Genomic DNA, 24,108 nt, shown 5'->3' on the forward strand with positions numbered 1-24,108 from the left:
TGCGGAGCAATGTGGAAATCGGGGAGTTGGGGGTTGCTCATGACGCACGCCAGGATTGGTAGTGACGCTCGATGCGACGGAACACCAGGCTTTCCATGAGCCAGGCGAGCAAGCCGATAATGGCGATGCCGAGAAGCACCTGGCTGGCATTGCCGATTTGTCCGCCCATGGACACCATCCAGCCGATGCCTTGTGAGGCGCCGATCATTTCGGCGGCCACCAGCGCCCGCCAGCCCTGGCTGAAACCGATGCGCAAGGCCGCGGTGAGAAACGGCAAGGACGCGGGCAGGTAGACGTAACAGAGCAGTTGCCGGCGATTGGCGCCCAGGGTACGGGCGGCCCGCACTTCGCCATCGCGAATGCCCAGCACCCCCTCCTGAATGGTTACCGCCATGGGAAACACCGCCGCGATGAAAATCACCAGCACGATCGAGAGAAATCCGAAACCGAAGATGATCAGGATCAGCGGTGCCCAGGCGATTGGCGGGATGGCCATGAACAAACTGTTCAGCGGTGCAATGAAGTCACGAAAGCGCCGCGACATACCGGCAGCCGTGCCGAGCACCACGGCCACCAGCACCGCGCTGGTAAAACCGGCCAGCTCTTCCAGCGCGCTGGCCCGGAACTGCTTCCATAGCGAGCCGTCATCCAACCAGCGCAAGGCTTCGGCGGCGACCACCCAGGGTTGCGGCAGTACGTAGCTTGGAAAGCGGCTGGCCATGGCGATCCAGACCAGCAGCAGAAATGGCAGCGAGGCCCAGCCCCAGTTGGGTGTCAGCAATTTCATGGGGCACTCAATGCGCGGATTTCTGCAGGTACGACGTGTCGACCAGGTCGTTGAGCGGGACCTGGGTGTCCATGAATTTCAGCGAGTGGGAGTAATCCATCAGGCGCTGGATGAACTGCAAGTCCCGCGGCTCGAGCTCGGCGGACCAGCCCAGGCGTTTGCGCGCTTCGGCGACGATCTGCTCGCCACTGGCCTGACTGCCGTCCGGACGCTGAATGGTTTCCAGTTTGAAGGCTTCGGCGATGATCCGGTTGGCCTGCTCTGGTTGCCGGTTGAGAAAGTCGATCGCCCGGCGATGGGCGCGCAACAGCTTGACGACATCGTCGGGACGATCGCGCAGAGTTTCCGGCAGGCCAATCACCACGTACCAGGGGTACTGCGGGAGCGCCTGGTTGACGTCCAGCAGCAAGCGGGCCGAGCCACGCAACAGCGCCTGACTGACAAAGGGTTCCCAGGAGAAAGCGGCGTCGACGATGCCACGGTCCAGTGCGGCATTCATGTTGCCGGGCGGCAGGTCAATGATGTCCAGATCCTTGTCCGGATCGAGGCCGGCACGCTCCTTGAGCACGTAGCCACGCAACAACACATCCATGCCACTGCCCTTTTTCACCCCGGCCAGCTTGTGCCCCTTGAGGTCGCCCAGCTGCTGGATGTTGGTCTGGCTGCCGGCGACCACCGCCGCCTGGCCATAGTTGACCTTGGCCAGAATCACGCTTTTCAGGCCACGGGCGTACCACTGGTAAACCGGGGGCGTGCCGACATAGGCCACGTCCAGCTCGTGAGCGGCCAGTGCCTGCTGGATCACCGGACCATCGCCGAGGGCCTTGACGTCAACCGCCAGCCCTTCGTCCTTGTAGTAACCCAGCTTTTCAGCGATCAGCACGGGCGCGTTGGCCATGGCGAACACGTAGCCGATACGCAGCGGTTCAGTTGCGCTGGCTGCGCTCAGCCAGCAGCTTGCCGCCAGGGCGACAGGCACGAAGAGTTTCTTGATCATGTCAGGCTCGTTGTCAGGAGGTGGGTTCTAGCAGGAAGGGTGATTGCGCCATGACCTCGGCAATCCGTCCCATCAATTCATTGCGGTAATCGAGAAACGCCGGCAGGCGACGGGTCTGCAGGTTGCTGCGCGGGCGCGGCAAGTCGATGGCCAGCTCGCTGTGAATCCCGCCGGGCGCGATGTTCAGCACCACCACGCGGTCGGCGAGGAACACCGCCTCGTCGATGTCGTGGGTGATGAACAGGACGGTCTGGCCCAGTTCGGCCCAGAGCCGCAGCGTTTCCTCATTCATGCTCGCGCGGCTGATGGCGTCGAGCGCGGCGAACGGCTCGTCCATCAGCAGCACATCAGGCTCGAGGGCCAGCGCCCGGGCCAGGGAAACCCGTTGTTGCATCCCGCCGGAAAGCTGCCGTGGCAGACGCCCGGCAGCGGCCTCCAGCCCCACCAGGCGCAGATAGCGCAGAGCCTGTTCACGCTGCTCACGCTCGTCATATCGACCGGCAATGCGCAGCCCGAAACGGACGTTTTCCAATGCGCTCAACCAGGGAAACAATTGCGGGCTCTGGAACACATAACCCAACTCGGGCAGCTCTGGACGGGTCGGCGCACCATTGATCAGGACCTGCCCTGCCTGGGGTCGCTGAAAGCCTGACAAGAGATTGAGCAGCGTGGTCTTGCCGCACCCCGATGGTCCCAGCAATGCCACGAACTCGCCCTGCCGGGCGCTCAGGCTCAGGTTGCGAAACACGCTATGCCCGTTCCCGTAGGTGAAGTCCACGGCCTGCACGCTGAGGGCATCGGAGGCATCGGAGGCGGAGGGATAAATATTGGGCATGGCAAGTCGCGTCAGGTCATCTACAATAGGATTGCCTGCAATAATACGTATTAATACAAGTAGCACCAAGATTGAATGTTTATAACCTTAGAAGCAAAGGCCCCTGACCTGCGCTTCGCTCAAATGGATGCGCAACTCGTGGCCCTTCATCGTGAAAGCTCGACCTCCCTCTATGAACAGATCGCCCGGCAGTTGCTGCAAGAGATCCAGCAAGGCGCCTTCGGCCCCACCGGCAAACTGCCGTCGGAAGCAGAGTTGGTGGAGCGCTTTGCAGTCAGTCGGGTGACGATCCGCCTGGCACTGGGCAAGCTGGGCGATGATGGCGTGGTCGAGCGCAAACAGGGCAAGGGCACCTACGTCGCGGCCCAGCAAGTGCGGCATGACCTGGACGCGCTGCGCAGTTTTCATGATTCACTGAAGCTGCAGGGCCTCAACCCCGGCATGCGCCTGCTCGGCCATCGCCTCGAGCCTGTGCCCGATGAGCTTGAAAAACTGTTCGCGGGCCATTGTGTCAGCGTCGAGCGCCTTCACTTCGTCGACGACGAACCCATCGCATTCGCCGTCAGCCACCTGATCGAGGCGCTCAAGGACATCGACTGGACAGCGATGGCCGAGGTCCCCCTGTATTCCGTGCTGGAGCAGGTCACCGGCCGCCCGGTGGCCAGGGCCGACATTGCCATTCGGGCGCGCGAGGCTGACAAGGCACTGGCCGGTCACCTCGGCGTAAAGCGCGGCACTGCGTTGCTGGTGATGGAGCGCACGTCCTGGTTCGCCGATGGCACCTGCTGTGACCGCTCCACCTTTTTCATCAGGCCCGAGCGCTATGCATTCGTGTTGAGTGGGGTGTTCACGACTCGCTCCAGAGTTTAAGTCTCGCTGTACGGCGCTCAAACCAATCGGCACGATTTCGTCGACGATGGACAACGCAACGCCCTGGCACTCCAGGCCATCAACCTTTCAACACCGCTTTCAACAACGGATCATTCAGATAAGCCACATTCAGCCGCGTCCACGGACTGATGCGCGACTGCTCGGGGGAGAAGATGTGCCCGGGGGCAATCATGAATCCCTTGGGCAGCAACTGGCGGGTCAGTTCCCTGGCATCATCGATGTGCGTGAACTTCGCCCACAGATACAGGCTCTGCTCCGGTCGAGAGAACACCTCTGCGCCTATCTCGTCCAGCACTTGCAAACCTGTAACGGTCGCGCTGCGCAGCCGCTCCTGCAACCGTACGAGATGGCGCAGGAAATGCCCCTCGCCAAGAATCACATCGACGGTGCGCTCGCAGAACTCCGAGGTGCTGGTGTGCAGCAGCATCTTCACATCGCCCAATTCGTCGATGACGTCCTTGCTTCCGGCGATGAAGCCCACCCTGAGCGCTGCCGAGACCGACTTGGAAAAACTGCCGACGTAGAGTGAGCGCTTCAACTGGTCCAGCGCGGACACCTTGATGGCCGATGCCGATTTGAAATCGCCCAGCGCGTCGTCATCCACCAGGATGAACTGATGCGCTTCGGCCAGTTGAACCAGGCGATGTGCCTTGCCCGGAGAAATGTCAGAGCCGGTCGGGTTATGCCCCACCGACTGGATGAAAAACAGTTTGGGCTTGTGTTCGCGCAGCAAGCGCTCCAGCACCTCGATGTCGGGGCCATCCGGCAGTCTCGGGACGGCGAGCATTCGCGCGCCCTGCAACTGCAACTTGCCAAAGAGCGGGTAATAGCCCGGGTCTTCCACCAGTACGCAATCGCCGAAGCCGATGAAGCGGCGGATGATCAGGTCGAGCGCGTGGTTGGCCCCATGGGTGGTGACAATCTGGCGCGGACTGACGGTGATCGAATAGCTCGCCAGCTTCTGCGCCAGGTGTTGCCGCAAGCCGGCATTGCCCAGACGATTGCCATAGCGAAACAGCGTTGTGACACCGGTGCGCATGATCTGGCGGGTGAATTTGTCCAGGCGCATGTCCATCAGCCAGTCCACGGGCGGAAACCCTTCGCCCAGCGGCGAGTGCCCCGGCTCGCGAACGAACTGCTGACGCATCAACCAGATCGTGTCCATCGCCCGCGCATAGGGGGGTGGCTCTTCCGGCTCGGGCTGGTTGCAGGCGCCTCGCTTGACGAAGAAACCCTGGCCATGCCGCGCCTCGACCAGCCCCTGGGACGCCAGCGCTTCGTACGCATTGATCACGGTATTTTTCGAATGCCCCAGCAAGCGCATGCATTCGCGCAACGAAGGCAAGCGGTCGCCTTCGCGGTAGGTACCGTTATCGATCTGCTCGACCAGTGTGGCCGTCAGTTGCTGGGCCAGCGTCAGGCGCACCATGGCTCATCGTCCCGAGTGATTTGAAGACAAGGGTACAGCTTGGGTACTGTCTGTCCAAACTGTACCTTCTTTGCAGGCACAGAGCGCATTAGGGTGACGCTATTCGAGAACAATAAACGTCACAGGATCACCCATGAGTATCGATTCGCGCCTCCCGAACTTCCGCAGCCTGTCCCCTGCCCAACGCCTTGAACACTTGCAGCAGTTGCTCCAGCTCCCCGGCGAGGACGTCAACCTGCTGAAAGATGCCGGCGCCCTGCCGCTGGACATTGCCGATGGCATGATCGAGAACGTCATCGGTAAATTCGAATTGCCCTATGCCGTGGCGAGCAATTTCCAGATCAATGGCCGCGACGTGATCGTGCCGCTGGTGGTCGAGGAACCTTCAGTGGTCGCCGCCGCCTCCTTCATGGCAAAACTGGCCCGCGATGCCGGCGGTTTCATGACGTCCAGCAGCCTGCCGCTGATGCGCGCCCAGGTGCAGATCGTCGATATTGCCGACCCTTATAACGCGCGCCTAAGCCTGATGCGCCGCAAGGAGGAAATCATCGAGCTGGCCAACCGCAAGGACCAGCTGCTCAACAAACTGGGCGGCGGTTGCCGGGATATCGAAGTCCACACCTTCGCCCAAAGCCCACGGGGACCGATGCTGGTCGCGCACCTGATCGTCGACGTCCGCGATGCCATGGGCGCCAATACGGTCAATACCATGGCCGAAGCCGTGGCGCCGCTGATGGAGGAAATCACCGGTGGCAAGGTTCGCCTGCGAATCCTGTCCAACCTTGCCGACCTGCGCCTGGCCCGTGCCCAGGTGCGCATTGCGCCCGAGCTGCTGACCACCCCCGAGTACACGGGCGAAGACGTGATCGAGGGCATCCTCGATGCCTACAATTTTGCCGTCGTCGACCCCTACCGCGCCGCGACCCACAACAAGGGCATCATGAACGGCATCGATCCGTTGATCGTCGCTACCGGCAACGACTGGCGCGCAGTGGAAGCCGGAGCGCATGCGTACGCCTGTCGCAATGGGCATTACGGCTCCCTGACCACCTGGGAAAAGGACGCTCAAGGCCACCTGGTCGGCACCCTGGAAATGCCCATGCCGGTCGGCTTGGTAGGTGGTGCCACGAAAACCCACCCGCTTGCCCAATTGTCGTTGCGCATACTGGGGGTGAAGACCGCGCAGGAGCTCGCCGAAATCGCCGTGGCCGTCGGCCTGGCGCAGAACCTCGGTGCGTTGCGCGCCTTGTCCACTGAAGGCATCCAGCGCGGACACATGGCGCTGCACGCCCGCAACATCGCGCTGTCGGCGGGTGCGCGGGGCGACGAAGTGAACTGGCTGGTCAAGCAGATGGTTGAAGCCAGGGACGTGCGCTCCGATCATGCCGCCCAGCTGCTGAAGCAAAAGCGGGCGTTGTGATGACCCGGCCTGAGGACAGCGTCCGGCTGGTGGAGGTCGGCGCCCGGGATGGTTTGCAGAACGAACAACGCACCCTGGCGCCAGCGATCCGCGCACAACTACTGACCCGACTGGCAGACGCTGGCCTGCAGACGCTGGAGGCCGGTGCGTTTGTTTCACCTCGCTGGGTGCCGCAGATGGCTGGCACCGACGAGGTGTTCAAGGCTCTGCCTGCCCGCCCCGATGTCACCTGGACGGCGCTGGTGCCCAACGTTCAAGGCCTGCAGGCGGCCCTCGATGCCGGGTGCCGCGAAATCGCGGTGTTCGCCGCCGCCTCCGAAGCGTTTTCGCAGAAGAACATCAACTGCTCGATCGCCCAGAGCCTCAGCCGTTTTCAGGAGGTCATGGTACGGGCCCGTGAGGCCGGCGTGAGGGTGCGCGGCTATGTGTCCTGTGTCCTGGGCTGCCCGTTCACCGGCCAGGTCAACGTCCGCGACGTGGCCGCCGTCAGTGCTGCACTGTATGGCATGGGCTGCTATGAAATCAGCCTCGGCGACACCCTTGGCACAGGCACGCCCTCCGCCACCCGGGCCTTGATCCAGGCCTGCGCCGAGGAGGTCCCGCTCAGCGCACTGGCGGGTCACTTCCACGACACCTACGGCATGGCCATCGCCAACATCTGTGCGGCGATGGACGCCGGGGTACGCGTGTTCGACAGCTCAGTGTCCGGATTGGGCGGATGCCCGTATTCTCCGGGCGCAACGGGCAACGTTGCCACCGAAGATGTGGTCTACCTGCTCGACGGCATGGGTGTCCGGCATGGGGTGAACCTTGATGCACTGATCGACATCGGCACCTGGATCGACGCGCAGCTGGGCCGGGATACGGCGTCCAGCGTCGCCCGCGCAGTGCTCGCCAAACGTCGTTCGGGAGGCTGAACGAGCGTCTTGCCTCTTCACGTTCATAACAATAAAAGCCCGTAAGGGCGGTGGGAGAACTCTGTTGAAACCCGAACTGTACGAAGTCTGGGGTGACACCGTAGACGGTCGTCACCTGATCTGCTCCATCGCGATTGGCGCAACGGTCAGCCTGAGTGCCTTTTTCGCGGCCCAGGAACTGCTGTCCCATTGGGTTGCCTCGCCACAGATGGCCCGTGCCTACGCCATGCTGGTGGGCATCGTTGGCTGCCTGGCAGGCGGCGCCATCAGTGCTGCGTTGTTCAAACCCAAGCGCCACGTGGTCGAACAACAGGCCGATCCCGCCTGGCGTTCAGAAGTGCTGAAGGAACTGCAGAGCGAATTCGGTGATCTTGGACGGCTGTCGGACCTGCCACCGGAAACACTGGCCGAACTGCGCGAAATGGACCTCTACGACCTGTTCGCAGAACACGAAAAAACCCTCGCGGCACCTGCCAGGGCCAGCGACATGGCAAGCGCAGCCGAGCGGCCCGCCGTGGCGATCGATGGGGGCAAGTCATGATGACCGTCCTGTTGGATCAAATCCTGATCGCCCTGGGCATGGGAATCCTGGGCGCCGTGATCTTCGCCGGGATCGGCCTGATTTCCGGCAGCGACGAAACCACCACCCTTGCCCCGCTGACGTTGCTGGTGGTGTTGCTGGGGGTGCCCGCGCCCGGTGTCCTGACGTTTTTCCTCGCCGGAGCCGTCGCCAAGCACATGACCCACGCGGTGCCGACCGCACTGCTGGGCATCCCCGGCGACACCATGGCAACCCCGTTGATGCGCGAGGCCAACTTCCTGCGCAACCTCGGTGTGCCGCACATTGCCCTGCGCAAGATGATTTCCGGTGCGGTGATCGCCGCGCTGATCGCGGTGCCCATGGCCGTCCTGTTTGCCGTGATGCTCGCGCCGTTTGGCGACATGATCAAACACGCGGCGCCCTGGGTGTTCCTCGCGGCCGCCATCGCCATCGCCTGGTTCTCCAAGGGGCGTCTGGCAGCCGTCTTGGCCCTGGTGCCGTTCGTGATGGTCATCGTCGGCCTGCAGAGCATCACCGGTCAGTACGGGGTCAAGCTCAGCGTCAGCTACTTCCTCGGCATTGCCATCGGCCCCTTGATCGCAGCGCTGTTTTCGATGCTGGCGCCGGCCGAGCGGGCAAAGATGCAACGCCAGGAGGTTCGCAGCTTCTCCCTGTCACCCGACGTAAAGAGCTGGGGAGGCTTCTTTCCCAACCCGCTCAAGGTCCTGGATCGCAAGCAAAGCCTGTGGACGGCAGCCACCGCAGCGGTTTCCAGCGCCACCTTTGTCTTCAGTCCGGTCGCCATGACCGTGATCATGGGCGAAGTGGTCGGTGCTCGCGTCAAGCACGTCTACCATCGCTTGACGACGGTGATCACCGCCCGCAACGGTGTGACCGAATCGACCTACATCGCCGAAGCCCTGATCCCGCTGATTGCCTTCGGCCTGCCATTGAGCCCGGTGGCTGCAGGCCCGGCAGCGCCGCTGTTCAACGCGCCGCCGCGCTTCACCGTCGACTCCGCCACCGGGCAAGTCCACAACCTGCATTCGCTGCTCAGCACTTGGGAGTTTTTCGGCTACGGCATGCTGGCGGTGGTGGTCGCGATCCTGGTGGCCTACCCCTTCACCATGAACTACGCACACCGGGCGGCCTCGTACGTGACGCGCAAGATCAGCCATGAAGCCGTCATCGCCACGTTTGTCGGCCTGATCCTGGTGATCGGCATCTGGGAAGGCGGCTTGCAGGGCCTGCTGGTGATCATCACCGTCGGCCTGCTGGGTGGTTTCCTGTCACGTTTTCTGGGCTTCAACATCGGTGTGCAGTTCATGGGGTATTACACCGCCGTACTCACGGTGCCGGCATTGATTGCGCTGATGGGCGCTTGATTCTCCGCAAACATAACAACAACAGGCAGGTGATCACTGTGCAGAACAACATCCTCGTTTCCATGCTCTTCGTGCTGAGTGCCGCAACCACCCTGGCCCAGGCACAAGCCCCCATTCCTGCGCTCGCCTACGCCCGGGAAGGCCGGCAGTTGCAAGCCATTCCCGGTCCGGAACAGAACCTGCCCACCATCACCGCGCAACAGTGGTTCAAGGTGTCGGACAAGGGCCTGCAACTGGAGGGCCCTTCGTTTGATCGCGACGGCAACCTGCTGTTCGTCGAGGTGTTCGGTGGTCAGGTGCTGAAACTCGACACTCAGAAAAAGCTCAGCGTCGTCGTCGAAAAAAACCCGCTGGGCTCCGCCGGCCTGGCCATCCACAAGGACGGACGCCTGTTTGTCGCGGGCCTGGGAAATTTCAAGGACACGGGCAATCTGACGACCTACAACGCCGACGGCTCAGACCCGCAGGCGATCATCGCCGGCACCAGGAATTTTCTGGTGGATGATCTGGTTTTCGACAACACGGGAGGTTTCTATTTCACCGATTTCAAAGGCACCTCAACCGAGCCGACTGGCGGTGTTTACTACGTGGCGCCCGGCAGCACGGCCATCGTCCCGATCCTGCCCAAGCTGGCCATCGCCAACGGCATTGCCCTTTCCCCCGACGGCAAGACCCTGTGGGTCACCGAATTCGCAACGGGCCTGCTGCACCGCATCGAACTGAAGGATGCGCAGACGATCGCGCCGTTTGGCGAGGCCGTGGTCTATCGCTTCAATGGCCCCTCCCCCGACTCGATGCGCGTCGACGAAGACGGCAATCTCTATGTGGCCATGTACAGTCAGGGACGAGTGCTGGTACTCAATCCCAACGGCCAGCCGATCGGACAGATACTGATTCCCGGACGGGAGAACGGCCATTTCCTGCGGTCGACCAGCATGGCGCTCAAGCCGGGAACCAACGAGGTGTATCTGGTGGCCAGCGACGGGGATCTGGGCGAAGGCAGCGCGATCTTCCGCGCACAGGGCTTTGCCAAGGCGCTGAAGCTTTACTCACACCAATAGTGCGGTGCCTGCGCGCGCCCAAATCCCGCCCTGCAGAGCTGAGAAGGAGCGGATCGCGTCGACCTCGCCGACTCGATCCGTGCGTCTTATGCCAGCCCCAGGAAGGACAGGACCACTGCGATGACCACGACCAGACCGACGATGTAGATAATGCTGTTCATGTTCTTGCCTCTCTGTGTGAAGGGAGTTGCACTGCGAAGGTGTGCATTGGGGGCACTGAACCTTGGCTCGTATTGCAAGTGACAACAGCCGGGCGAAATAACTCCTTCGATTTTACCTGATAGGAATAGGCAAGCCTCAAAGACGAACCGGCATGGGGCAGCGGTTGGCCGATCGTTACCATGGCCTCACACCTACCGACAGGAACTCGCCATGCCCCGTATCCAGACCCTTTTCATTACCGGAGTCAGCAGTGGCTTCGGCAACGCGCTGGCCCGTGAAGCGCTTGCGGCCGGTCACCGCGTCATCGGCACCGTACGCCGCGAAGCCGACTTGCAGGCCTTCCAGGCGCTGTCCCCGGATCACGCCCACGGCGTGATCCTGGATGTCACCGACTTCGAGCGGATCGACGGCGTTGTAGCCGATGTCGAAGCGACCCACGGCCCGGTCGACGTGCTGATCAACAATGCCGGCTACGGCCACGAAGGCATCCTCGAGGAGTCGCCACTGCAAGACATGCGTCGCCAGTTCGACGTCAACGTGTTCGGCGCGGTCGCGGTGATCAAGGCGTTCCTGCCCTTCTTCCGCAAGCGTCGCCAGGGCCGTATCCTCAATATCACGTCCATGGGTGGCACCATCACGATGCCGGGAATCGCCTACTACTGCGGCAGCAAGTTTGCGCTAGAGGGCATCTCCGATACGCTGAGCAAGGAACTGCAACCCTTCAACATCTTTGTCACTGCCGTGGCACCGGGTTCGTTTCGCACCGACTGGGCCGGTCGTTCGATGCAGCGCACGCCGAGAAGCCTTGCGGACTACGACGCCAGTTTCGATCCGGTGCGCAAGGCGCGCGAGGAGAAAAGCGGCAAGCAACCCGGCAATCCACAAAAGGCGGCGCAAGCGATGCTGCAGATCATCGCCAGCCCCAACCCACCGGCGCACTTGCTGCTGGGCAGTGATGCACTGGGCCTGGTGCGTGACAAACTGCAACGCGCCGCCATCGAGATCGATCAATGGGAAGCACTGACTCGCTCCACCGACAATTGAGCGCCCACCTGGACCCGGCCGACGCGAACAGCACACGCATGGTGCACCTGCTGGAAAGGCTCGCGCCGGTCGAGGGCTACAACCTCAGTGCCCTGGAAGACGTGCGCTTTCTGCGCTCCAACCAGCCACTGACCCGAACGCCGGTGCTGTATGACCCCGGGATCGTCATCCTCTGCCAAGGGCGCAAGCGCGGTTACCTGGGCGACGACGTCTACGTGTACGACGCGCAGCACTATCTGGTGGTGTCCGTCCCCCTGCCCTTCACCATGGAAACCGACGCCAGCGAGGACGAGCCGATGCTCGCGATCTACATGCGCCTGGATTTCCAGATGGCCAGCGAGTTGATGCTGCAAGTGGATGAGGTGCATGGCCCCAGCGATGCCCCGCCCAAAGGCATGTTCGCCTCGCCCATGGACCACTCGTTGCGCACTTCGACGCTGCGCTTTCTCGAGGCCATGAGCGTACCGGGCGAAGCGCAGATCCTGGGGCCGACGCTGATGCGGGAAATCTATTACCGCATCCTCATCGGCGAGCAAGGCGGCTCCATGCGCGCCGCGCTCAATCGCCAGGGGCACTTCGGCAAGGTGACGCGGGCGATCCGCAAGATCCACAGCGGCTACCAGCAGCACCTGGATGTCGAGCAACTGGCCCGGGAAGCGAGCATGAGCGTGCCCAACTTCCATCTGCACTTTCGCAGCGTGACGGACACTTCACCCATGCAATACCTGAAATCGACACGCTTGCATCAGGCGCGCTTGTTGATGCTGCGTCAGTCCATGACCGCCTCTGCCGCCGCCTTCAACGTCGGCTACGAAAGTGCCTCGCAATTCAGTCGCGAGTTCAAGCGCTTCTTTGGCCGAACACCACAGGCCGAGATTGAATGGATGAGAGCCACCTATGCGCTGCCGGCACCGGCAACGCCTTCGATGTATGTGTCTTCGCACTAGTGGCGTGCGTGGCAGGTGGGTCGGATCTGCCGTGAGTCACCGACGGTGCCCCCGAGCTCCAACCAACCCTTTGCTCACCCCAACAGCGCCCTGCCGAAATCTTCCGGCGTGGGGCTTTCCTGCCACTGTGGAACGTCCTCCGGCAACACCAGCCAGGCCTGCTTGCGCCGGACCCAGATATGCGCCCGGGGTGTCCACTGATCGGCCCCGTCCAGTACGCCTGCGCGCACCACCCGCATGCCCGGTGCCGCTGTGGTTTCATTGAACAGCCGGGTAAAACACGCGCCGCAGGCGTACTGGGTGGAGGCCTGCCCGGCGTGTTCATGCACGTGGGTGCTGGCTGTGCCCGTTATCTGCACGGCCGATGCCGCGCACAGCATGTGCAGGCCGAACGCACTGCCGCTCCAGCGTTGGCAGTTCAGGCAGTGGCAGGCATACAACGACGGGAGGCTTTGAGCGATGATCTCAAGCTTGAGTTGCCCGCATCGACACTGACCGGTGAAGCGCATGGTATGACTCCTTATAATGACGTCCCAGAAAAACAGGGGCGCATGATCCCCGTTCAATCGCCCAGGTAAAAGCGTAAAAATGGAGCAACTGTTGGTCAGAAATGTATGAGCGGTCTCGAATGGGAAAACCAGCGGGTGTTTCTCGCCGTGCTGCGTTCAGGCAGCCTGAGCGGGGCCGCGAAGCTGCTTGGCATCGCACAGGCCACGGCCCGACGACGGCTGGAGGCGCTGGAGCGCTCGCTGGACGTGAGTCTTTTCACAAGGACCCCGGCCGGCCTGACACCCACCGATCCGGCACGTCGCCTGATCCAGCATGTCGAGGCGATGGCCATCGCCGCGCAAGCGTTCAACCGCATGGCTAGCGCCGAAACGGATGAGGAACACGGAACCGTCAGGATCACCTGCGGCGACTTGCTGGGCGTCGAGGTATTGCCCGGCCTGCTGCGCGACTTCCACCATCGCCATCCGGGGTTGAAGCTCGAACTGAGCATCAACGACCCGCTGGAAGACATCGCCCGGCAACAGTCGGACATCGCCGTGCGTTTGGTCCGCCCCACCGAAGCCGAGATCGTCACCAGGCGCGTCGGCGCCCTGCGTGTCGGTCTCTACGCCAGCGCCGAGTGCCTGGCGCGGCATGGCCGGCCGGACAGCCTGGAAGCCGTGCGCCGTGGCCCGCTGATCGGCCCCGACCGGCGCTCGGCGGACCTGCGCCGACTCGTGGAGGCAGGATTGTGCGAAGCCCACCAGCCTTTTGCGATTGCCACCGACAACCACCTCGCTCAACTCGCCGCACTCAAGGCCGGGCTGGGATTTGGTCTGTGTCCATCGAGCATTGCACGTGCCCATGGCCTGATCGGGATCCTGCCGGACAGCTTTGGCTTCGAGATTGATGTCTGGCTGGCGATGCATAACCACCTGCGCAGGATCAGGCGTATCGCCAAGACCTTCGAAGTACTGAGCCAGGCGCTGCATGAATACCTGTAATGGCTCGAGCGACGCAGGTCGAAGGCCGCACAGGCCGTGAACTGCACTACTCACCGTGCCCTTTTCAGGCAGGCTGCACGAAGGCGATATGCCTTCAATCACGTAACCTTTTGATCTGGCAAGATAATTTTTCTGCCCCTGGTTGGCACGAGCTATGCGGAGGCTTAAGGGATCGCACAGAGCCGTGAGACAACGGCCTGTATTCACCCCCGTGACAGCAGAGGCCACACCCATGAACGCCATCGACCTACTGAAAGCCGACCACGAAAAAGTAAAAGCGATTCTGACCCAACTGAGCGAATCGACGGATCGGGCGCTGAAAAAACGTTCCGACCTGTTGGGCAAGCTGGAAATGGAAATCTCGATCCACACCCGCCTGGAAGAAGAGATTCTCTATCCGGCCTTCAAGGAAGCCGGTGGTAAAGAACAGGACGTCATGTATTTCGAAGCCAAGGAAGAACACCGTACCGTGGACTCCCTGGTGTTGCCTGACCTGAAGCTGACCGACCCCGGAACGCCGGAGTTTGCCGGTCGCGTGAAGGTGGTCAAGGAACTGCTGGAACACCACATCGAAGAGGAGGAAACGGAAATGTTTCCTCAGGCGAAGAAGCTCTTGGGCAAGGCCAAGCTCGACGAACTGGGGCAGCAGATGGAAAAGATGAAAGCGGATCACATGAAAAAGATCGCAGCCGGCAAACTGGCGGCGTGATGTTTTGATGTATCGGGCCCGGCAAATGCCGGGCTTTTTTTTGACCGCCAACCTGGACAGGTCAGTTACAGCGGTGGGAGCTTTGTCGAGCCTGCGTTCAACCAGTCACAGCTCCTGCAAAGTGCGGGGTCTCACTAAACACTCGATCGGCCGCTCGATGAGGCATTTGAGCAAACCGTTTGGACAAAAGGACACCGGGCGTGGTCAGAGCCATTGATTGTCCCGCTGAATCCTTTGGTCCTGCCGATCGATGCCGCCCTGTCGGGATGAAACAGACTGGAGGCCCGCGTTTTGTCGAGTTCAACCCGAGCGTCAAGTGACCGGTGGCGATCATTCGCGGCCGATACGCTGGCGTTGATTGTGTTCTTTACCGCCACGGGCATTCTCAACGAACGGTTCATTGCGGGGATGACCTGGGAACAGGTGCTGGATGCACGGCTTCTGGGTGCCGGGCTGATGGTTGTGTCGGGTCGCCCCTATGGCCTTTGGCGAGACTGGATCATGCGCTTTTCCGGGCCCCGTCGAGGCTCGCGGATCGCCTGGGACGCTTTGGCGCTGGTGAGCTTCCAGGTGCCCATCTATGCCGCCATCCTGGCGATATCCGGTGCTGACAGTGACGCGTTGTTGCGCGGTTCGTTGGGCGTGACCGTCATCATGCTGGCGCTGGGGAGGCCCTACGGAGCGTTCCTGAACCTCGTCAGGCGTCGCTTCGGTCTGCCGGACGGCGGAGACAAGCCCATGTCGCTGAACGTGCAGGACCCCTGAAGCGAGTTCATCATTGACTGTGTCAATAACAACCATTAACTCAATGAAGTTTTCATATTTCTATAGCGGCGTAACATCAGCTCCATACCCACTCAGCACAACACGGAGTACACCACCATGAAACGCCAAACTATCCTCGGCATCGCCTTCTCGATCTTCGCACTGAACGCTTTTGCCGCGACCGAAACCGACCCACTGTTCAGCGATGCGGTAGCCGCGACTGAGACCGACCGTCTGTTCAGCGACGCCGTTGCAGCGACCGAAACCGACCGTCTGTTCAGCGATGCCGTTGCCGCCACTGAAACTGACCGTCTGTTCGGCGATGCCGTAGCTGCCACTGAAACCGACCCTCTGTTCAGTGACGCCGTCGCTGCTACTGAGACCGACTCGCTGTTCAGTGATGCCGTTGCCGAAGGTGGTTCAGACCGTCTGATCGAACGCCGTGTCGCCTGAATGCAGGGTTTCACCGCAGGACTCGACAAGAAGCCCGGCCTGACCCGCCGGGCTTTTTTACGTCTGCACCCTGTGCAGGAGCGGGCTTGCTCGCGAAAAATCTCCGGGCACCTCTCGCGAGCAAGCTCGCGCCCAGACAAAAATGCCCGGCTGATCGACCGGGCATTTTCGTGTTTGCTGCAGGCGTTATCCGCCGACGTCAGTGCGGCGCGCGAGGGATGGTTTTCAGCAGGTCTTCCGGGCTGATGTGACCGACGATGGGCTCCGCGACGCTGCCCGGCAATGGCAGGCCGAGGATGTGCCCCTTCATCTTGCCGATGACGTGCATTTCGCAAGGCTTGCAGTCGAACTTCAGGGTCAACACCTCGTTGCCATGTACCAGCTGCATCGGCGCGACCTTGGTGCGAACCCCGGTGACGCCCTTGGCTTGCTTGGGACAAAGGTTGAAGGAGAAGCGCAGGCAGTGCTTGGTGATCATCACCGGCACTTCCCCGGTTTCCTCGTGGGCCTCGAACGCGGCGTCGATCAGCTTGACCCCGTGACGATGGTAGAAATCCCGGGCCTTCTGGTTGTAGACGTTGGCCAGGAACGACAGGTGCGATTCCGGATACACCGGCGGCGGACTGGTCTCGGCCTTGCGACTGCCCCGCGGGTGGGCGGCCACACGCGCCGCAGTCAAGGCTTCGATCACTTCGCGGCGCAGGGCCTTGAGTTGCGAGTTGGGGATGAAGAACGCCTGCGGCGCATCGAGCCTGATGTCCGTGGCGTGATACTCGGTGGTGCCGAGCTGACCGAGCAGGTCACGCAGTTGCTCCAGCGCCTGCTCCGGCTTGTTGGCCAGGCCGAACGGGCCGTCCAGCGCCACACTGGCGCTGATGCCCTCCTCGCTCGTGGCGGTCAGTTGCAGGCGTCGTTCATCCAGTTGCGCCAGCCAGCTCACGCCGATGCGCCGCTCGGCGGAGGTCTTGAGCAATGCCTGCTGCCAGTTGTGGTCGAGGTTGCGACTCAGTGGATGGTTGGGCCGCAGCTTGTGCATGCCGTCCGGCATCTCGTTGGGTTCGACGCGATAGCGATAGCGCTTCTCGCCCTCCTCCTCGAACTCGCCCCTGGGCTCGGCGATGTTGGCGCGGAAACCCACCACCTCGCGCTTGACCAGGACATTGAGGCCGTCGCCGTTGGACAGAGGCTCAGTGGTCACCACCTGCATGTCGCGCTTGCCGACCTTCTCCACCACGCCCACCGGCAAACCGGTGAAGGTCGGTGAGTCGAAGGCGCCGATGTCGATCTTGCGCTCGCTGACGAAGTAATCGGTGCTGCCACGATGAAAGGTCTTTTCCGGGTCGGGCACGAAGAAGTGCGCGGTACGACCGCTGGAGGCACGGGCCAGGTCCGGGCGATCCTCGAGCACGGCGTCCAGGCGCTGACGGTAATAGGCGGTGATGTTTTTCACATAGCCCATGTCCTTGTAGCGCCCCTCGATCTTGAACGAGCGCACGCCGGCCTCGACCAGGGCGCGGATGTTGGCGCTCTGGTTATTGTCTTTCATCGACAGCAGGTGTTTTTCGTAGGCGATCACACCACCCTTTTCGTCTTTAAGGGTGTACGGCAGACGACAGGCCTGGGAACAGTCGCCACGGTTGGCACTGCGGCCCGTCTGCGCGTGGGAGATGTTGCACTGGCCGGAGAACGCCACGCACAACGCGCCGTGGATGAAAAACTCGATGGCGGCATCGGTTTCATCGGCAATCGCACGAATCTCTTTGAGGTTCAGTTCACGGGCCAGCACCAGCTGCGAGAAACCGGCCTGATCGAGGAACTTCGCCCGCTCCAGGGTGCGGATGTCCGTCTGGGTGCTGGCGTGCAGCTCGATGGGCGGAATATCCAGCTCCATCACCCCCAGGTCCTGGACGATCAGCGCATCCACCCCGGCATCGTACAGTTGATGAATCAACTGGCGCGCCGGCTCCAGCTCGTTGTCGTGCAGGATCGTGTTGATGGTGGTGAACACCCGGGCATGGTAGCGACGGGCGAATTCCACCAACCCGGCGATTTCACTCACCTCGTTGCAGGCGTTGTGGCGGGCGCCGAAGCTCGGGCCGCCGATATAGATCGCGTCAGCGCCATGCAGGATGGCTTCGCGGGCGATGCTCACGTCACGGGCGGGGCTGAGCAGTTCCAAGTGGTGCTTGGGCAAGGACATATGTTTTTATCTGGTTTGGCACGGTTGAGCTGCGCATTGTACCGGCCAAATGCCTGATCGGCACCGGGGTGCGACCGAATGCAGTCAAACGGGCACTTGCTTCGGTGAGATCTCGTGCCGGCGGGAACCTGAGAACGCAGCCGGATTGACGTCACCAGCACAGGAACGACAAGGAAACGACATGCAGTATCGAACGGGTACGGACGCTTTTCTGCACGGCATTCGAACGCTCATGCCATTGACCCCCGGGGTGATTCCTTTCGGGCTGGTGACCGGCGTGATGGCCATCGAAATGGGCATGTCGCCCGGTACGGCGATGGGCATGACGATGCTGTTTTACTCGGGGTCTGCGCAGATGGTTGCACTCCAGCTGCTGCACAACGGTGTCTTGCCGGTGGCCATCGTGGTCACTGCCTTGATCATCAACTTGCGCTTCATCATGTACAGCGCGTCACTGGCCCCTCACCTGCATCACTTGCCTCGTCGCTGGACATGGCCCCTGTCCTACCTGCTATCCGATCAGTCGTTCGCGCTCTACAGCCTGAGGCTTTCAGCGGGGCAACCCGATCGCTTCGGGCATTACTTCTATGCCGGCACCGCCATTGGCATGTGGCTGACCTGGCAGCTCTCGGTTCTGGCCGGGGTCTTTCTGGGCGCCAGCATCCCGGAGTCGTGGTCCCTGAGCTTTGCCATCCCCCTGTCTTTCCTGGCGCTTCTCGTCCCCAACCTGCGCAGTGCCGCGAGCCTGGGAGCCGCAGCGGCTGGCGGGTTGATCGCGGTGTTGGCAATCGATATACCTTACAACCTCGGGTTGGTCATGGCTTCGACAGGTGGCGTTCTTGCCGGGCTATTGATCGAGAGGTTTCGTCGAAGCACTGTGAACACGATGGACGCTGACGATGCCGAACGGGAGACACCATGAGCGACCTGGCGTTGTGGGGACTGTTTGTGGCAGTCGGCGTGGGTACATTCGTGATGCGCCTTTCGTTCGTCGAACTCTATGGTCGATGGCGAATTCCCGAAGTGCTCGATCGAGCCCTGCGCTACGTACCGGCAAGTGTGCTGGCGGCGTTGGTGCTTCCGGCGGTGGTGTATCCCAACGGGCACAGTGAATTCGTGCTCGGTAACCCGCAGATCCCCGCCGCTGTGGTCGCTGCCTGGGTCGCCTGGAAGACCGGGAATACAATCCTGACACTGGCGGTGGGCATGGGCGCGCTTTGGGCATTCAAGTTCATGGGATCATGAAGCGCGGGCCTTCAGCCGGCGACATTTCGCTGCGTTGCACGCTCAAGGGCGTTTTGCTCGGCTGGTACACGCAAGAGAAAGAGGTGATTGCCGGCCGCGCGCAAGCACTGATCGACTTGATCGACGAATTGCTGGACCTTCTGCACGCGGAACGTCAGCGAACGGCAACCACCGCTTCCCTGCAAATGCCCTCCAACTAAGTCGTCGGAATCGTCCCGCCATCGATGACAAACTCGCTCCCGGTGATGGACGCCGCCCGAGGCGAAGCCAGGAACGCGATGAGGTCAGCCACCTCCGATGGTTTTGCAGGCCGCCCGAGCGGGATGCCGCCCAGCGAATTCATGATGATTCGCTTGCCGCCCTCGTAATCGGTACCGGCCTCCTGTGCCAGCCTTTCGGCCAACGCAATCGAGGCTTCGGTTTCGATCCATCCCGGAGACACGCGAACCACACGCACGCCCTGGGGCGAGACTTCCTTCGACAGACTTTTGCTGTACGTCGAGAGCGCCGCCTTGGCCGCGGCATAGGCCGTGGTGGCTTCGGGCAACGGTAAGCGGCCCTGAATCGACGTCACATGGACGATCACACCCGCCCCACGTTCCAACATGTCCGGGAGCAACGCACGATCCAGGCGCACCGCCGGCAACAGGTTCAGGTCGAGCTCGCGCTGCCAGTGCTCGTCGCCCAGTGCAGCGAATCCGCCACCGGGCGACGAGGAGCCACCCAGCACATGGATGATGATGTCCACGCTGCCCAGGCTGTGCCTGATCGCGCTCACCAGCGCATCGCAACCTTCGCCGGTCGAGAGATCGGCGGGGACGAACAGGGCATCGGACAGGTCGCTGCCCGGGTGTCGGGCCGCGGTCACCACCCTCGCCCCTTCGGCGAGGAGCTGTTTGACCACAGCCTGTCCGACGCCTTGGGTGCCGCCGGTCACCAGGACCCGTTTTCCGCTCAACTCAAGGTTCATGGCGCAATCTCCAGGGAGCGGGCACGGGCATTCTCAAACACCAACGCGTGGTCGAACTGAATGGGGTTGCCGGGTATATGGCCGGTAAAACTCATGACGGGGTCTCCTGTCTCGCGTCCGGTAGTTGGACACAAGGATCTTGCCGCCACCCTGATAGTTTGCTCAACTGGGACAAACATTAATGCCCCATCCCGCAAACCAGGACAATCCAATGCCCGAGCCTCGCGTTAGCCTCAATGAGCTGGATGCCGTCATGGCCGTGGCGCGCAGGGCTTCGTTTCGTCAGGCGTCAATCGACCTCGGCATGTCCACCACCGCGTTGAGCAACACCATTGCCCGACTGGAGGCGAACCTCGCCACGCGGTTGTTCAATCGCACCACGCGCAGCGTGTCCCTGACCGAAGCCGGCAAGATGTTCCTGGAGCAGGTCGGCCCGGCCCTGCAGGATGTCCGCGCGGCACTCGACGCCGTGCAATCCCACAGCGCCGGGCCGTCGGGGGTGTTGCGCATCAACGCGTTCGCCAGTGCCGCCCGCTCGACGCTGTTGCCGCTGGTGCTGGAGTACCTGCGGCGCTATCCGCACGTGCACATTGATCTGGTGACCGAAGGCCGTCTGGTCGACATCGTCGCTGACGGTTTCGATCTCGGTGTGCGGTCCGCGAACCTCGTGCCCAGTGACATGATCGTGATCGCCCTGGGGCAGCCGCAACGCTACGCGGTAGTCGGCACGCCGGGGTATTTCGCCAGGCATGGCCGACCCGGCACGCCTGCAGATCTGCTCCATCATCCGTGCATTCGCATTCGTCTGCCCAACGGCGCGATTTACCCCTGGCAGTTCGAGCGGGAGGGACAAGTGCTGCGCCTCGATGTGCAGGGCCCGCTCACCCTCGACGAATCCGGTGTGGCCAAGGCTGCCGTCAAGGCCGGCGTGGGCCTTGGTTTTTTCATGGAGCAGGACGTGCTCGATGAAGTCGCCGCCGGCGAGTTCGAGCGGGTGCTTGAAGACTGGACGCCGCCCCGGGACAACCTGTGCCTGTATTACCCCAACCGCCGCAATCCCAGCGCTGCGCTCAAGGCGTTCACCGCGCTGGCTCGCGCCAACCTGACGGGCCTGGAGGGCCCCGGGTCGGACAATTGACCGATACCTGGCGCACAGGGCCACCCGCAGAATCGGGCTTCCATCCAGGGAGCTGATCCAATGAAAACAATCACATCAAACACCATCACCCGCGCCTTCGCCGGGTGTGACGCATGAATCGCCCCACCCCTGACAGCCATTACGATTTCATCGTGTGCGGCGCCGGCACGGCCGGCTGCGTGGTCGCGGCACGCCTGGCCGAGCACAAAGACGTTCGGGTGCTGCTGCTCGAAGCCGGTCATGGCAGCACCGGCCCCGCGATCACAGAGCCTTCGCAATGGCCACTGAACCTGGGCTCGGAGCGCGACTGGGCATTCGAAGGGCAGCCCAATCCCCATCTGAACGGTCGTCGCCTGTCCTTGAGCATGGGCAAGGGGCTTGGAGGTGGATCGAGCATCAACGTGATGGTGTGGGCACGCGGACACCGATCGGACTGGGATTACTTTGCCGCCGAATCCGGCGATTCGGCATGGGGCTACGACTCCGCATTGCGCTACTACGCGCGGATCGAGAACTGGCAAGGCCTGCCGGACGCCCAGCGCCGGGGTGTCGGCGGCCCCGTGCACGTCGCGCAGCCAACCGCGCCGCAACCGCTCGCCTGGGCCACGCTGGAAGCCGCCAGCCGCCTGGGCATTCCCCGGTTCGACAGCCCCAATGGCGAAATGATGGAAGGTTCCGGCGGCGTCGCCATCACCGACCTGCGCATCAACCGCGGACAGCGAGAATCGATGTACGACTCCTACATCAAGCCCCACTTGCACGCTCCCAACCTGACCGTCCTCACCGGGGCACGGGTGTCCCGCCTCCTGCTGCAGGGAACACGGGCAACGGGTGTCGAAGTGCTGATCGACCATCGGCGCCGCTGTTTCTACGCGGAAAATGAAGTGGTGCTGTCGATGGGCGCGGTGAACACGCCAAAGGTCCTCATGCAATCGGGGATCGGACCGGAAGAGGAGCTTCGCCCCCACGGGATCGACCTGATCAATCCCCTGCCCGGCGTCGGCCAAAACCATCAGGACCACTTAGCCTTCGGCTGTACCTGGGAGTATCGGCAGCCCCAGGCCGTCGGCGGCGGGGGTTGCGAAGCCACCCTGTACTGGAAAAGCGATGCTCGCCTGGACGCCCCGGACCTGCTGCAGTGCCAGCTCGAGTTTCCGGTCCCTTCCCCGCCCGAGGTCGGTGTTCAGCCGCCGCAACACGGCTGGACGATGTTCGCCGGTCTCGCCCGCCCCGGCAGTCGGGGCCGATTGCGCCTGTCGGGTGCCGGCCCGCTGGACAACCTGCTCATCGAGCCGAATTCGCTGAGCACTTCGCAGGACATGGCTGCCGCGTTCGCGTCCATCGAATTGTGCCGGGAACTGGGCAACATCGACGCCTTCGAAGCACTGATCAAGCGGGAGGTCGTTCCCGGCCAGCGTGACCGACGGGCCATGGAACGATTCATCCGTGATTCGGCGGTGACCTACTGGCACCAGTGCTGCACGGCGAAAATGGGCCGGGATGCGCTGTCGGTGGTTGACCATCAGCTCAAGGTGTATGGCATCGAGAAGCTGCGGATCGCCGATGCTTCGATCATGCCGCGAATCACGGTCGGCAACACCATGGCGCCGTGCGTGGTGATCGGCGAGCGCGCGGCCGATCTGATCCTCGCGGCCCATGGACTGGCACCGGCTGGCTGACTGTCGCCGTGTGCACTCAGGTCGCCGCCAGACACTCGCGGGTCTTGGCGGCCGCCACGCTCAGTCCCCCCGACAGACCCACGCCATTCTTGGCCGCCAGAATCTGCGCCATCACACTCACGGCGATTTCCGCCGGGGTCTTGCTGCCGATGTAGAGGCCGATGGGACCTTGCAGGCGTTCGAGCGAGACCTCGGTCTCGCCGAAATGCTCGATCAAGCGTTCGCGACGCAGTTGGCTGTTGCGTCGCGAGCCGATGGCGCCGATATAGAACGCCGGCCCGTGCAAGGCTTCGAGCAAGGCCAGGTCGTCGAGTTTGGGGTCATGACTGAGGGCCACGATGCAGGTGCGCAGATCGACTGCGAAGTCCCGCACGACGTCATCCGGCATGCCGATAATGCGCTCCACCCCGCCCACCGCCCACGTCTGCATGTGCTCGGGACGCGGATCGCAGACCGCCACCTTGAAGCCGTTGAACAACGCCATGGTCGCCAGGTACTCGGCCAGCGCGCCGGCGCCGATCATCAGCAGGCGATAGCCGGGTCCGAGGGTGTTGATCATTTGCCGGCCATCGAAGCTGAACTGTTCCGGGGTTGCGCTGGGTTCGAGCGTGACCGTGCTGGCAGCCAATACCAGCCGGCGACGCACCAGCCGGCCCGCGTCGAGTTGCGCCAACAGTTCGTCCAGCAATGCCCCTGACGGGCTGAACTCGAGGACCAGTTCAAGGGTGCCGCCACAGGGCAAGCCAAAGCGATGGGCTTCATCGGCGCTGACGCCGTAACGCACCACCTCGGGCGCCCCGTCCGTCAGCCCATCGCCGCCGTACGCCGTGGTGTAGCGGTGGATCAGGTCGTCTTCGATACAGCCGCCAGACACGCTGCCCACCACACGGCCATCGCTGCGCAAGGCCATCATCGAGCCCACCGGACGGGGCGACGAACCCCAGGTGCGCGCCACGGTGGCGAGCAGCACGCGATCCCCGGCGGCGAGCCAATCGCGCGCGGTACGCAGGACAAGCACGTCGATGCTTTCCATCAACCCC

At 62.5% G+C, this 24,108-nt stretch carries 25 protein-coding genes; 17 read left to right on the forward strand and 8 right to left on the reverse strand.

The genetic code is table 11. From position 1 onward, the window contains the following. Positions 1-37: 37 nt before the first annotated feature. The 3 genes from IB249_RS08020 to IB249_RS08030 are packed head-to-tail and all read right to left on the reverse strand — an operon-like array spanning position 38 to position 2,619. Positions 38-787: an ABC transporter permease gene (locus IB249_RS08020; RefSeq protein WP_192303359.1), complete on the reverse strand. Its 750-nt coding sequence runs from the start codon at positions 785-787 to the stop codon at positions 38-40. Positions 788-794: 7 nt separating this feature from the next. After that, the gene (locus IB249_RS08025) at positions 795-1,784 is read right to left on the reverse strand and encodes an ABC transporter substrate-binding protein (protein WP_192303361.1); all 990 of its coding nucleotides are present in this window, start codon (positions 1,782-1,784) and stop codon (positions 795-797) included. A 13-nt stretch (positions 1,785-1,797) separates the two neighbouring features. Beyond that, a complete protein-coding gene (locus tag IB249_RS08030) occupies positions 1,798-2,619 on the reverse strand; it encodes an ABC transporter ATP-binding protein (protein ID WP_192303363.1) in 822 nt (273 codons plus the stop codon). Between the two features lie 138 nt (positions 2,620-2,757). Here IB249_RS08030 and IB249_RS08035 point away from each other — a divergent pair, with 138 nt between their 5' ends. Continuing rightward, positions 2,758-3,489 (forward strand): GntR family transcriptional regulator, encoded by a 732-nt coding sequence (locus tag IB249_RS08035; RefSeq protein WP_318653494.1) that lies wholly within the window; start codon positions 2,758-2,760, stop codon positions 3,487-3,489. Positions 3,490-3,568: 79 nt separating this feature from the next. On the opposite strand, the gene IB249_RS08040 is transcribed toward IB249_RS08035, so the two are convergent. Further along, entirely contained in the window at positions 3,569-4,939 is a 1,371-nt protein-coding gene (locus IB249_RS08040) for a PLP-dependent aminotransferase family protein (protein WP_192303367.1), read from the reverse strand. Between the two features lie 133 nt (positions 4,940-5,072). Between IB249_RS08040 and IB249_RS08045 the strand changes: the two genes are divergently transcribed. The 7 genes from IB249_RS08045 to IB249_RS08075 all read left to right on the forward strand — a co-directional run bounded on the left by IB249_RS08045 (position 5,073) and on the right by IB249_RS08075 (position 12,416). Further along, positions 5,073-6,359 (forward strand): hydroxymethylglutaryl-CoA reductase, degradative, encoded by a 1,287-nt coding sequence (locus IB249_RS08045; RefSeq protein WP_192303369.1) that lies wholly within the window; start codon positions 5,073-5,075, stop codon positions 6,357-6,359. Then, entirely contained in the window at positions 6,359-7,276 is a 918-nt protein-coding gene (locus IB249_RS08050) for a hydroxymethylglutaryl-CoA lyase (protein WP_192303371.1), read from the forward strand. The genes IB249_RS08045 and IB249_RS08050 overlap by 1 nt, the downstream gene beginning before the upstream one ends. 64 nt (positions 7,277-7,340) lie before the next feature. Next, entirely contained in the window at positions 7,341-7,817 is a 477-nt protein-coding gene (locus IB249_RS08055; RefSeq protein WP_192303373.1) for a hypothetical protein, read from the forward strand. Further along, on the forward strand, positions 7,814-9,202 hold the full coding sequence (locus IB249_RS08060; protein ID WP_192303375.1) for a tripartite tricarboxylate transporter permease: 1,389 nt from the start codon (positions 7,814-7,816) through the stop codon (positions 9,200-9,202). The genes IB249_RS08055 and IB249_RS08060 overlap by 4 nt, the downstream gene beginning before the upstream one ends. A gap of 38 nt (positions 9,203-9,240) precedes the next feature. Beyond that, entirely contained in the window at positions 9,241-10,263 is a 1,023-nt protein-coding gene (locus IB249_RS08065) for an SMP-30/gluconolactonase/LRE family protein (RefSeq protein ID WP_318653495.1), read from the forward strand. Positions 10,264-10,635: 372 nt separating this feature from the next. Then, positions 10,636-11,469 carry an oxidoreductase gene (locus IB249_RS08070; RefSeq protein ID WP_192303377.1) on the forward strand — a complete coding sequence of 278 codons (834 nt, stop codon included), beginning with the start codon at positions 10,636-10,638 and terminating at the stop codon, positions 11,467-11,469. Positions 11,470-11,507: 38 nt separating this feature from the next. Next, positions 11,508-12,416 carry an AraC family transcriptional regulator gene (locus IB249_RS08075; RefSeq protein WP_192304830.1) on the forward strand — a complete coding sequence of 303 codons (909 nt, stop codon included), beginning with the start codon at positions 11,508-11,510 and terminating at the stop codon, positions 12,414-12,416. A gap of 74 nt (positions 12,417-12,490) precedes the next feature. Here the strand turns inward: IB249_RS08075 and IB249_RS08080 are convergent, their stop codons facing one another. Beyond that, positions 12,491-12,925: a GFA family protein gene (locus IB249_RS08080; RefSeq protein ID WP_192303379.1), complete on the reverse strand. Its 435-nt coding sequence runs from the start codon at positions 12,923-12,925 to the stop codon at positions 12,491-12,493. A gap of 105 nt (positions 12,926-13,030) precedes the next feature. On the opposite strand from IB249_RS08080, the gene IB249_RS08085 reads away from it, so the two are divergent. The 4 genes from IB249_RS08085 (at position 13,031) to IB249_RS08100 (ending at position 15,836) form a co-directional block, all read left to right on the forward strand. After that, positions 13,031-13,909 (forward strand): LysR family transcriptional regulator, encoded by an 879-nt coding sequence (locus IB249_RS08085; RefSeq protein ID WP_192303381.1) that lies wholly within the window; start codon positions 13,031-13,033, stop codon positions 13,907-13,909. 232 nt (positions 13,910-14,141) lie between these two features. After that, the gene (locus IB249_RS08090) at positions 14,142-14,618 is read left to right on the forward strand and encodes a hemerythrin domain-containing protein (protein WP_192303383.1); all 477 of its coding nucleotides are present in this window, start codon (positions 14,142-14,144) and stop codon (positions 14,616-14,618) included. A 291-nt stretch (positions 14,619-14,909) separates the two neighbouring features. Further along, positions 14,910-15,383, forward strand: coding sequence for an L-alanine exporter AlaE (gene alaE, locus IB249_RS08095; RefSeq protein WP_192303385.1), 474 nt, complete (start codon positions 14,910-14,912; stop codon positions 15,381-15,383). Between the two features lie 117 nt (positions 15,384-15,500). After that, positions 15,501-15,836 carry a hypothetical protein gene (locus IB249_RS08100; protein WP_192303387.1) on the forward strand — a complete coding sequence of 112 codons (336 nt, stop codon included), beginning with the start codon at positions 15,501-15,503 and terminating at the stop codon, positions 15,834-15,836. Between the two features lie 199 nt (positions 15,837-16,035). Here IB249_RS08100 and IB249_RS08105 read toward each other — a convergent pair whose 3' ends face one another. Next, on the reverse strand, positions 16,036-18,036 hold the full coding sequence (locus IB249_RS08105) for a peptidase U32 family protein (RefSeq protein WP_192303389.1): 2,001 nt from the start codon (positions 18,034-18,036) through the stop codon (positions 16,036-16,038). A gap of 181 nt (positions 18,037-18,217) precedes the next feature. On the opposite strand from IB249_RS08105, the gene IB249_RS08110 reads away from it, so the two are divergent. The 3 genes from IB249_RS08110 to IB249_RS08120 are packed head-to-tail and all read left to right on the forward strand — an operon-like array spanning position 18,218 to position 19,481. Further along, entirely contained in the window at positions 18,218-18,958 is a 741-nt protein-coding gene (locus IB249_RS08110) for an AzlC family ABC transporter permease (RefSeq protein ID WP_192303391.1), read from the forward strand. Further along, positions 18,955-19,281, forward strand: coding sequence for an AzlD domain-containing protein (locus IB249_RS08115; RefSeq protein ID WP_192303393.1), 327 nt, complete (start codon positions 18,955-18,957; stop codon positions 19,279-19,281). The genes IB249_RS08110 and IB249_RS08115 overlap by 4 nt, the downstream gene beginning before the upstream one ends. Further along, complete coding sequence (locus IB249_RS08120) at positions 19,278-19,481, forward strand: hypothetical protein (RefSeq protein ID WP_192303395.1); 204 nt, start codon at positions 19,278-19,280, stop codon at positions 19,479-19,481. The genes IB249_RS08115 and IB249_RS08120 overlap by 4 nt, the downstream gene beginning before the upstream one ends. On the opposite strand, the gene IB249_RS08125 is transcribed toward IB249_RS08120, so the two are convergent. Beyond that, positions 19,478-20,251 carry an SDR family oxidoreductase gene (locus tag IB249_RS08125; RefSeq protein WP_192303396.1) on the reverse strand — a complete coding sequence of 258 codons (774 nt, stop codon included), beginning with the start codon at positions 20,249-20,251 and terminating at the stop codon, positions 19,478-19,480. The two genes, IB249_RS08120 and IB249_RS08125, sit on opposite strands and share 4 nt — an antisense overlap. A gap of 211 nt (positions 20,252-20,462) precedes the next feature. Between IB249_RS08125 and IB249_RS08130 the strand changes: the two genes are divergently transcribed. After that, entirely contained in the window at positions 20,463-21,389 is a 927-nt protein-coding gene (locus IB249_RS08130) for a LysR family transcriptional regulator (RefSeq protein WP_192303398.1), read from the forward strand. A gap of 113 nt (positions 21,390-21,502) precedes the next feature. Further along, positions 21,503-23,068: a GMC family oxidoreductase gene (locus IB249_RS08135; RefSeq protein WP_192303401.1), complete on the forward strand. Its 1,566-nt coding sequence runs from the start codon at positions 21,503-21,505 to the stop codon at positions 23,066-23,068. Between the two features lie 16 nt (positions 23,069-23,084). Here the strand turns inward: IB249_RS08135 and IB249_RS08140 are convergent, their stop codons facing one another. Further along, entirely contained in the window at positions 23,085-24,101 is a 1,017-nt protein-coding gene (locus tag IB249_RS08140; protein ID WP_192303403.1) for an XdhC family protein, read from the reverse strand. Positions 24,102-24,108: the final 7 nt, after the last annotated feature.

Source organism: Pseudomonas sp. PDM04 (assembly GCF_014851765.1).
Classification (GTDB): Bacteria; Pseudomonadota; Gammaproteobacteria; order Pseudomonadales; family Pseudomonadaceae; genus Aquipseudomonas.

Excerpts from the sequence above, each read along its gene's own strand:
- IB249_RS08020 (WP_192303359.1), bottom strand. The coding sequence starts at position 787 with ATGAAATTGCTGACACCCAACTGGGGCTGGGCCTCGCTGCCATTTCTG.
- IB249_RS08025 (WP_192303361.1), bottom strand. The coding sequence starts at position 1,784 with ATGATCAAGAAACTCTTCGTGCCTGTCGCCCTGGCGGCAAGCTGCTGG.
- IB249_RS08030 (WP_192303363.1), bottom strand. The coding sequence starts at position 2,619 with ATGCCCAATATTTATCCCTCCGCCTCCGATGCCTCCGATGCCCTCAGC.
- IB249_RS08040 (WP_192303367.1), bottom strand. The coding sequence starts at position 4,939 with ATGGTGCGCCTGACGCTGGCCCAGCAACTGACGGCCACACTGGTCGAG.
- IB249_RS08045 (WP_192303369.1), top strand. The coding sequence starts at position 5,073 with ATGAGTATCGATTCGCGCCTCCCGAACTTCCGCAGCCTGTCCCCTGCC.
- IB249_RS08050 (WP_192303371.1), top strand. The coding sequence starts at position 6,359 with ATGACCCGGCCTGAGGACAGCGTCCGGCTGGTGGAGGTCGGCGCCCGG.
- IB249_RS08060 (WP_192303375.1), top strand. The coding sequence starts at position 7,814 with ATGATGACCGTCCTGTTGGATCAAATCCTGATCGCCCTGGGCATGGGA.
- IB249_RS08070 (WP_192303377.1), top strand. The coding sequence starts at position 10,636 with ATGCCCCGTATCCAGACCCTTTTCATTACCGGAGTCAGCAGTGGCTTC.
- IB249_RS08075 (WP_192304830.1), top strand. The coding sequence starts at position 11,508 with ATGGTGCACCTGCTGGAAAGGCTCGCGCCGGTCGAGGGCTACAACCTC.
- IB249_RS08080 (WP_192303379.1), bottom strand. The coding sequence starts at position 12,925 with ATGCGCTTCACCGGTCAGTGTCGATGCGGGCAACTCAAGCTTGAGATC.
- IB249_RS08085 (WP_192303381.1), top strand. The coding sequence starts at position 13,031 with ATGAGCGGTCTCGAATGGGAAAACCAGCGGGTGTTTCTCGCCGTGCTG.
- IB249_RS08090 (WP_192303383.1), top strand. The coding sequence starts at position 14,142 with ATGAACGCCATCGACCTACTGAAAGCCGACCACGAAAAAGTAAAAGCG.
- IB249_RS08100 (WP_192303387.1), top strand. The coding sequence starts at position 15,501 with ATGAAACGCCAAACTATCCTCGGCATCGCCTTCTCGATCTTCGCACTG.
- IB249_RS08105 (WP_192303389.1), bottom strand. The coding sequence starts at position 18,036 with ATGTCCTTGCCCAAGCACCACTTGGAACTGCTCAGCCCCGCCCGTGAC.
- IB249_RS08110 (WP_192303391.1), top strand. The coding sequence starts at position 18,218 with ATGCAGTATCGAACGGGTACGGACGCTTTTCTGCACGGCATTCGAACG.
- IB249_RS08115 (WP_192303393.1), top strand. The coding sequence starts at position 18,955 with ATGAGCGACCTGGCGTTGTGGGGACTGTTTGTGGCAGTCGGCGTGGGT.
- IB249_RS08120 (WP_192303395.1), top strand. The coding sequence starts at position 19,278 with ATGAAGCGCGGGCCTTCAGCCGGCGACATTTCGCTGCGTTGCACGCTC.
- IB249_RS08125 (WP_192303396.1), bottom strand. The coding sequence starts at position 20,251 with ATGAACCTTGAGTTGAGCGGAAAACGGGTCCTGGTGACCGGCGGCACC.
- IB249_RS08130 (WP_192303398.1), top strand. The coding sequence starts at position 20,463 with ATGCCCGAGCCTCGCGTTAGCCTCAATGAGCTGGATGCCGTCATGGCC.
- IB249_RS08135 (WP_192303401.1), top strand. The coding sequence starts at position 21,503 with ATGAATCGCCCCACCCCTGACAGCCATTACGATTTCATCGTGTGCGGC.
- IB249_RS08140 (WP_192303403.1), bottom strand. The coding sequence starts at position 24,101 with ATGGAAAGCATCGACGTGCTTGTCCTGCGTACCGCGCGCGATTGGCTC.